Annotated in this window: 7 protein-coding genes; 2 read left to right on the forward strand and 5 right to left on the reverse strand. The window is 68.5% G+C overall.

What is annotated here, in order from left to right; all coding sequences use genetic code 11:
- Positions 1–80: 80 nt before the first annotated feature.
- Complete coding sequence (ilvA, locus tag AC1DJ5_RS01670; protein ID WP_477019468.1) at positions 81–1634, forward strand: threonine ammonia-lyase, biosynthetic; 1554 nt, start codon at positions 81–83, stop codon at positions 1632–1634.
- On the opposite strand, the gene AC1DJ5_RS01675 is transcribed toward ilvA, so the two are convergent.
- The 5 genes from AC1DJ5_RS01675 to AC1DJ5_RS01695 form a co-directional block, all read right to left on the reverse strand.
- Positions 1631–2161, reverse strand: a complete 531-nt coding sequence (locus AC1DJ5_RS01675) for a methylated-DNA--[protein]-cysteine S-methyltransferase (RefSeq protein ID WP_477019469.1) — start codon at positions 2159–2161, stop codon at positions 1631–1633. The two genes, ilvA and AC1DJ5_RS01675, sit on opposite strands and share 4 nt — an antisense overlap.
- Positions 2142–3290 carry a bifunctional transcriptional activator/DNA repair enzyme AdaA gene (locus AC1DJ5_RS01680; RefSeq protein ID WP_477019470.1) on the reverse strand — a complete coding sequence of 383 codons (1149 nt, stop codon included), beginning with the start codon at positions 3288–3290 and terminating at the stop codon, positions 2142–2144. Before AC1DJ5_RS01680 ends, AC1DJ5_RS01675 begins: the two co-directional genes overlap by 20 nt.
- A 67-nt stretch (positions 3291–3357) precedes the next feature.
- Complete coding sequence (locus AC1DJ5_RS01685) at positions 3358–4503, reverse strand: hypothetical protein (protein WP_477019471.1); 1146 nt, start codon at positions 4501–4503, stop codon at positions 3358–3360.
- A gap of 23 nt (positions 4504–4526) precedes the next feature.
- Entirely contained in the window at positions 4527–4826 is a 300-nt protein-coding gene (locus AC1DJ5_RS01690; RefSeq protein ID WP_441454432.1) for a PadR family transcriptional regulator, read from the reverse strand.
- A 300-nt stretch (positions 4827–5126) separates the two neighbouring features.
- The gene (locus AC1DJ5_RS01695) at positions 5127–7046 is read right to left on the reverse strand and encodes a tetratricopeptide repeat protein (protein ID WP_477019472.1); all 1920 of its coding nucleotides are present in this window, start codon (positions 7044–7046) and stop codon (positions 5127–5129) included.
- Between the two features lie 485 nt (positions 7047–7531).
- Here AC1DJ5_RS01695 and AC1DJ5_RS01700 point away from each other — a divergent pair, with 485 nt between their 5' ends.
- A complete protein-coding gene (locus tag AC1DJ5_RS01700) occupies positions 7532–7741 on the forward strand; it encodes an alpha/beta hydrolase (protein WP_477019480.1) in 210 nt (69 codons plus the stop codon).
- Positions 7742–8023: the final 282 nt, after the last annotated feature.

Raw genomic sequence — 8023 nt, forward strand, 5'->3', positions numbered from 1 at the left:
AAGGGCCTTCCCCTGACCGCCGCTTCTGCCCTAGACGAGAGGTCGATTGATCCCTTCTGTCGCGTCGCTCCGAGAATTTCGTGCAAGACACCGTCCGCCGCATCCTGACCGCCCGCGTCTATGACGTGGCCGAGGAAACCCCGCTTGATCCGCTGAAGCGTCTGTCGGCGCGGCTGGACCGCCCGGCCCTGCTCAAGCGCGAGGACCTGCAGCCGGTCTTCTCGTTCAAGATTCGCGGCGCCTACAACAAGATCGCCGCCCTGACCGAGGCCGAACTGGCGCGCGGGGTCATCTGCGCCTCGGCGGGCAATCACGCCCAGGGCGTGGCCTTGGCGGCGGCGAAACGCGGCGCGGCCTCGACTATCGTCATGCCGACCACGACGCCGGGCATCAAGGTCTCGGCGGTCAAGGCGCTGGGCGGTCAGGTCGTGCTGCACGGCGAGAACTTTGACGACGCCTACGCCCACGCCCGCGTGCTGGAGGCCCAGACCGGCGCCACCTTCGTCCACCCCTTCGACGACCCCGACGTCATCGCCGGACAGGGCACGGTCGGGCTGGAGATCCTGCGCCAGCACCCCGACCCCATCGACGCCGTCTTCGTGCCCATCGGCGGCGGCGGTCTGGCGGCGGGGGTCGCGGCCATCGTCCGCTTCCTGCGGCCCGAGACCAAGATCATCGGCGTCGAACCCGCCGACGCCCCGACGATGAAAAGCGCCATCGACGCCGGCCACGTCGTCACCCTGGATCAGGTCGGCCTGTTCGCCGACGGCGTGGCGGTGAAGCGCGCGGGCGACCACACCTTCCGCCTGTGCCGCGACCTGCTGGACGAGATCGTCCTGGTCGACACCGACGCCATCTGCGCGGCGATCAAGGACGTCTTCGACGACGTCCGCGCCGTGGCCGAACCGGCCGGCGCCGTCGCCCTGGCGGGGATGAAGGTCTGGGCCGCGCGCAATCCGGGCAACGGCGCCCTGGTGGCGATCAACTCGGGCGCCAACGTCAATTTCGACCGCCTGCGCCACGTCGCCGAACGGGCCGAGGTCGGCGAGGGCGCCGAGGCGCTTCTGGCCGTGGCCATGCCCGACCGCCGCGACGACTATCACCGCTTCCTGCAAAGCCTCGACGGCCGCTCGGTCACCGAGTTCAACTATCGCTGGTCCGGCGACGGCCGGGCGCAGATCTTCGTCGGCGTGGCCCTGAAGGGCGACGCCCTGAAGCAGCCGAACGCCGCGCGTGAGGCGATAGGGCAGGAAAAAGAAGCGCTCATCGAACGTCTGCGCGCCGACGGCTACGCGGTCGAGGACATGAGCGACAACGAAACGGCCAAGCTGCACGTCCGCTACATGGTCGGCGGCCGCACCATCGGCCTGCCGCACGAACGGCTGCTGCGCTTTGAATTCCCCGAGCGCCCCGGCGCCTTCCTGCGCTTCCTCAACAGTCTGCAACCCGCCTGGGCCCTGACCCTGTTCCACTATCGCAACCACGGCGACGACGTGGGCCGGGTGCTGGCGGGCGTCAGCGTCCCGCCGGATCAGGCGGAGGCCCTTAGCGAGGCCCTCGACACCCTCGGCTACCCCTATGTCGACGAGACCGACAATCCGGCCTGCCGCCTGTTCCTCGACGGCGCGGCCTAAAGCAGGTCCCTCATCGCGCCCTCGTGCGCCAGCAGCCAGCGCTTGCGCTCCAGCCCGCCCGCATAGCCGGTCAGGGTTCCGTTGGCGCCGACGACGCGGTGGCAGGGCACGATGACGCCGACCGGGTTGGCCCCGTTGGCCAGGCCCACGGCGCGGACCGCGCTGGGCTTGCCGATGGCGGTGGCCAGTTGTCCGTAGCTCCAGGTCTCGCCCGCCGGAATGGTGCGCAGCGCCGCCCAGACCGCACGCTGGAAGTCGGTGCCGCCGGTCTTGACCGCGATCCTGTCCAGCGCCGCAGCCTCGCCGCCGAAATAGGCCGCGACCGCCGCCCGCACCGCCTCGGGCGCCCGGCCCTCGGTCAGCGTCACCTCGCCATAGTGGCGGGCCAGCAGTTTCAGCATCCGCGCCTCATAGTCCACGAAATCAAAGGCCCGCACCGCACCCTCGGCGTCGGTGACCAGCAAGACCTCGCCCACCGGCGAGGCGATGCGGTCCAGCGTAAAGGCTTCAGACTGCGTCTTTTTCATCGTCGCTCTCCATCACTTGCGCGCCGGCGATCCCCGCTTCCCGCAGGTGCAGCGCGCCATAGGCCCGCCAGGGCCGCCATGGCTCGGCTCTTCCTTCGAGCCGCGTGTCATCCAATCGGTCGCTGGCCATATCCGCCGCCCCATCGATCCAGTCGCCGGGCAGGCGCAGGCCGGGCCGCGCCCGCACCAGCGGCGCCAGAAGGGCATCCGCCGACAGGTCGTGCTGGATCGCCTCCGGGTCCGCCGACAGGTCGAACACCCGCCGCACCCGCGCCAGCACGCCCGGCAGAGCCTTCAGGTCCGAGGCCGCGACCGTGACCGCCAACCGGTTATCGGGCTCGAACCGGGCCGAGACCTCGCCGGTCGCGCCGTCCGTCTCCGGCGTCAACTCGCGCCGCCAGACCCCGCCCGCGACCGTCTCGCCGCGCGCGGAAAGCGCCGCCAGCATCGCGTCATTTTCATAGGGTGGGCGATAGGGCAGGCTCAGCCGCACGCCTTCATTCGCCTTGGCGTCGCCAGGCTTCTCGGCCCGTCGCCGCAACGCCGAGGGCGGCCGTCCATACAGGCCCTGAAACGTCTCGTTGAAGCGGCGCACGCTGCCGAACCCCGACGCCAGCGCCACCTCGGCCATGGCCAGATCGGTCTGGTGGATCAGGGCCTTGGCCAGCAGCACCCGCCGCGTCTGGGCCACGCTGACCGGCGCCGCGCCCAGATGCTGACGGAACAGACGGCGCAGGTGCCGCTCGCCCACCCCCAGCCGGGCGGCCAGGGCGTCGACATCGCCTTCATCCAGGGCTCCGGCCTCGATCAGACCCAGCGCCCGGCTCACCGTGTTCGAGGTGCCGCGCCACGCGCCCCCGCGCGGCTCTGAGCCGCGCCAACTATAGAGGTCGGGCGCCGTCTCGGGCCGGCAGCGCAGGCAGGCGCGAAAGCCCGCCTCCTCGGCCGCCGCCGCCGTAGCGACAAAGCTCATGTTCTCGCGCTTGGGGGTCCGCGCCGGGCAGACCGGACGGCAGTAGATTCCCGTCGTCTTCACGCAGGTAAAGAACCGCCCGTCAAAGCGCGGGTCGCGCGTCAGGACGGCCCGATAGCAGGCCTCCTGATCCAGACTGTCGCGGGCGTTTTCCATGGCCGCAACATGATCCTTCGACGCCGTCCTGTCTCGCGGTTTTCGGACATGACGGCGCCGGGTCGGATCAGGTCTCGGCGGTCGCGATGCGCCGCATCTGCCGCAGGATGTCGAGCGCCAGGCCCAGCATCAGCGCTGCCAGAACCCAGCTGAGCACCGTCGACAGGGTCAGGGCGGTGTCGACCACGCCGCGCCCGGCTTCGTTGATGGCGCGCAGGGCCTCTAAGTTCAGACTGGTCACGCCGCCCTCGACCTGCGCCGTCTGGGCGCCTTGCGTCAGGATGAACCAACCCTCCGCCTGGAACAGCCGCCAGCCCAGCCACAGCCCCGCCGCCGCCACCGGAATCTTGAGGAAGGCCCGCAACCGCACCGCGTGGGGCCAGATCAGGCCGGTCGCGTCCACGGCGATCCCCGCCACGGCCCAGGCCAGGATCGGCGCGAACAGAACGCTCCAGATCGGCGCTGCCGTCACCACCACGTCGCCGCCCCTCATGCCGAAATTGTTCAGGCCGGCGATATGCAGGGCGCCGATCCACCACAGGACGAAAATCCCGCCCCCGATCAGCGACCACAGCGCCTCGGCCGCCGGCCCGGTTTGGACCCGCAGCCCCCAGACGCGCGTCCCGTCGGAGGACGCCTTGGCCGCCGCCTTCACCCCGGCCCTGGCCGTCCTGGCGCCCGAGCCCATCGCCGCGCCCCAGGCCGCAGGATCAGCCAGACCAAAGGCCGGCAGAGCGCGCACCCGCCATTTGGTCAGCCAGGCGGGCTTGATGCCGTAGTGTTCCATGACCGCCCCGGCCAGGGTCAGCGCCCCCAGCAGGGTCAGCCCGCCGGAAAAGAAGCCGTGGAAGGCCTGGGCGATCGCCTGCCCGAAGTCGACCGGGTCCGTCATGACCCGCAGCAGCAGGACCAGCGCCTGCAACCCGGCGATCACGATCAATCCCGCCTTGGCCCCGAACAGCCAGTAGGGGAACAACTCAGGTCCAATGAGACTGTCCGGCCCCTTGCGATAGCGGGCGGCGACAACCAGCGGGTGGCCGATCTCATGCAGGATCGCCTCCTTCTCGTCGTCGCTCAGGGCCCGGCCCAGTTCCTCTTCGCGCGCCTCGACCCGGCTCAGGATCAGGTCGCGCAGTTCGGCGACGATGTCCTCGCGGTCCTCGACCGACAACTGGGCCGCGACGGCCTCCAGATAGCGTTCGATCACGTCCATGTTCGTCTCCCTCCCCCGAGATTTCACAGCATTCGATCCAGCGAGGCGTTGATGCCGCGCCATTCCTCGGTCAGGGCGGCCAGCAGGGCCTCGCCCCCGGGCGACAGGACGTAGAAGCGCTTTTTCCGCTTCTCCTCCTCGCGCCATTCGCTGGTCAGCAGGCCCTGGCCTTCCAGCCGCCGCAACAGCGGGTAGAGGGTGGATTCCTCCATCTCCAGCCCGTCCGCCGCCAGCGCCTGACGCAGGGTGTAGCCGTAGCGTTCGGTCCGCAGGCAGGCGAGCACCGCCAGCACCAGCGACCCGCGCCGCAACTCCAGCCGCATCGTCTCGAACAGCGCCTTGTCCACGTCGGCTCGCCTCACTCACCTGTCGTCACATAGTGTGTGACATACAGTGTATGCGACATACTGTACGAGACTGTCAACGACCGTCGGTATCGTTGTTGTCAGGACCATTTGGCGCTGCCTCAAAACCACTTAAGAGCGCTGCATCGTGCGAATGATTCGCAAATAACATCGCCAGAGGTGCACGAAAGTCTGCGTTGCGCCAGAATCGGTCATTCGCCTACCTCCCGAGCGCAGACACGCAACGGACTCGGGATTCCATGTCTTTGAGCTGAACCTCTAGCGCAGCAACGCCGTCACCGCCGTCCTGTCCGCCATGTTCAGCTCCTGCCGCGCCGCAGTGCGGAAGCTCTCGCGGGCCGCCTCAGCCTGGCCCGCCGCCGCCTGGGCCCGGCCCAGCGCCAGATGCAGCGCGCCCCAGTTTGGGGTCAGCCTGACTGCTTCACGGTATTTCCGCGCCGCCTCGGCCGGCTTGTTCTGCATCATCAGCGCGTCGCCCCAGAATTTGCGCGGCTCAGCCCACTTCGGCCCCTTCTCGACCGCCAGCCTCGCCTGGACGATGGCCCGAGCCGGGTCGCGTCGGACCAGATAGGCCTCGGCCCAGTCGTTGTGCGCCGCGGGCAGCGACGGCGTGATCCGCACGCTTTCCGACAGCCAGTGGTCGGCCCCCCGTGGGTTGCCGGCGTAGGCTTCGACGATGCCCCGCGCCCGGACGCAGAAGGCGCAGTCCAGGGCGGTCGGTGCGATCGTCGCCCGCGCTTCGGCGATCTGGCCAAGACGCGCATAGGCCGTCGCCAATGTCGCGCGTGTGGGGGCGGGATCGACGCGAAACAGCCCTGGATCATAGCCGCTCATCGCCTCGAGAACGCCGATCATCGAATCTTGAACCCCCGCCCAGTCGCCGATGGCGGCGGCGAAGGCCGACCCGACTTCCGCTGTCGGCCCCAGTTGCGCCTGCACCTTGGCCATTGCTTCTGGCGTCGATAGGCTGCTCTCCTTTAGAATTCGCCGCGCCGCCGGCAGGTCGTGGGCTGAGGCTTTCATGAAAGCCGCCATCACCGGGGCGCTGAGCAGGCTAAGGGACCAGGGCGAGGCGCCGACGGCTGCCTCAGCGAGCTCAGAGGCGCGCCCCATATCGCCGACCAGTCCCGCTCTCAGCATCTCCGCTTCGTTCAGCATATCCTCGGCCCACAGAGGCTGGATGTCGCGGCGGACGGAAGCCCTACTGTTCAGAAAACCTTCGAGCAGCGCATGAGCCTGTTCTTCGCGCCCGTAACCGCCGACCGTCTGCGCCAGGTTGAAAAGGGCCGGCGCGAATCCCGGCTGAAGTCGCAGCGCGGCGCCAAAGTGATGCTCCTTGCCTGCAAAGGTCTCAGCCATATTGCCAAGACCCTGGTAGCCCCACACCCGCTCGTTCTTGTCCGCCCCGACGATCAGTTTGCCGAGCACGGCCTCCGCCTCGTCGAGGCGGTTCTCGCGCATCAGCCAGACGGCATAGCGATACGGCTGGGTCTCGGCGTAGATGGCCTCGGCCCCCTTTTGCAGCAGGGCGTCCAGTTCGGCTTCGGTTCCTTCCCCGCGCGTGGCGGAGTTGGCGCCCACACGCGTGGTCACCGCGATACGGCCGTCGTTCAGGTGGAACACCTCGCCCGACAGCCGCGTCTGATCGCCCAGCCAGGCGCGCAGATAGCGGCGGACTTCTCCGATCGACACGCCGGTATTGGGAATTTCGATCTCGATGTCCCCGCCCCAATCGTTGGCGTAGGTCGAGGCGGCGCGCGTCGATTCCGTCTGCGCCTGCATGCTGGTAAGCTTGTCCAGCATCTGGGCCGCCAGCACAGGTCCGCTCAGTCCACGCTCCACGAGGTCGGGCGGCGCGGCGAACGGCTCGACCACCACCCCCTTGGCGCGCGAAGCGTCCCAGACCAGCAGCCCGGCTCCCGCCAACACGCAGACGCCCAGCGCCGTGATGATGAAGTCGCGCCACCGCTGGCGGCCCAGTTGCGCCGTCTGGGCGTCGATCAGCCGTTCGTTCTTCAGCAAGACCCGCCGGGCGGGACTGTCGGGGTCTGGATCGTGGCGCCCGGCGTTCATGGCGATGTCTATGGCGTTCGCGGTCGGCGGGACTCCGGCCGCCGTCTTGCGCCGCACCAGCCTCGCTGCAACCTCGCCGGCGTCCTGCTTGAGCTTCCCGTCCATGTCCCCCCCGACACACGCAGATAACGCTACTATCGGAGGTAAGGGCCGGTGTGTCGAGAAAGCCCGGATACACGAGACGCCTTAGCCGTCTGGCGGCAACCAACGGGCCGTCTTGAGGACAGCGATCGTCGTGCGGGCGATCGGCGCCTCCAGGCCGGACACCAAGCGTAGCCGCAGATTGCCGTAGATCCTCGCCGGCGAAACGCTGAACCAGCCAAAGCGCAAGGTCGTGATAGGAGGTTAGCCTCCAGCGTTTCGGCGCGCCTTTCGAGGCCGCGCAAGCCGCCGCCTCCATCCCGCTGGTCGCCCTCATCTCGGCGTCCGAGAACACCGAGCGTCTCGATATCACCCGCGACATCGTCTCGGCCGAGGAAAGCGATCTGCTGTTCACCAGCAGCATCCCCGCGCAACTGGTCGGCGGTGCGTCGTTCGCCTATCCGCGCGACGCCGCTTTCGGCGTCTCTCCCCGGCCCCTGCCGCCCGTTCTGGTGCTCCAGGGGGACATGGACCCGAAGACCCCCTACGCCGGCGCCAGAGCTCATGCTGATCGGCTCTCCGGTGCGGGCTCCGTCAGATTCGTGCGCATCGAAGGCGCGCCGCATTTCGTCTTGCTGACGGCTGAAGGCTGTGCGGTAGAGGAAATCCTGGCTTTCACTTCGTCAACCAGCGCCGGCGAGCGGACTTGCACCAAATAGGCGCGCGATTGGAGGCCTCTCCGCAAAGCGCTTGACCGGGAACAACCGCTTCCCACCCCCGACGTTTCCGAGGCCCGCTTTCGGGCCTCCAGCCCAAATGTCTGCTTTAGGGCGCTAGGCTGGCGTCTGCTCACGACCCAACTCGGACATTGCAAAGCGAGCGCGGAGCCTACGGCTTCTGGTGATATTCGGTGATGTTGATATCGCTGAGGTCCAGGCCACATTCGCGCGCCAGAAGGTCATTCGTGCGTTCGATTAACGGGCGGTAGGCGGCGATCTGTG

This window comes from Brevundimonas sp. 01N35 (assembly GCF_056399785.1).

Excerpts from the sequence above, each read along its gene's own strand:
- AC1DJ5_RS01675 (WP_477019469.1), bottom strand. The coding sequence starts at position 2,161 with ATGAAAAAGACGCAGTCTGAAGCCTTTACGCTGGACCGCATCGCCTCG.
- AC1DJ5_RS01690 (WP_441454432.1), bottom strand. The coding sequence starts at position 4,826 with ATGCGGCTGGAGTTGCGGCGCGGGTCGCTGGTGCTGGCGGTGCTCGCC.
- AC1DJ5_RS01695 (WP_477019472.1), bottom strand. The coding sequence starts at position 7,046 with ATGGACGGGAAGCTCAAGCAGGACGCCGGCGAGGTTGCAGCGAGGCTG.
- AC1DJ5_RS01680 (WP_477019470.1), bottom strand. The coding sequence starts at position 3,290 with ATGGAAAACGCCCGCGACAGTCTGGATCAGGAGGCCTGCTATCGGGCC.
- AC1DJ5_RS01685 (WP_477019471.1), bottom strand. The coding sequence starts at position 4,503 with ATGGACGTGATCGAACGCTATCTGGAGGCCGTCGCGGCCCAGTTGTCG.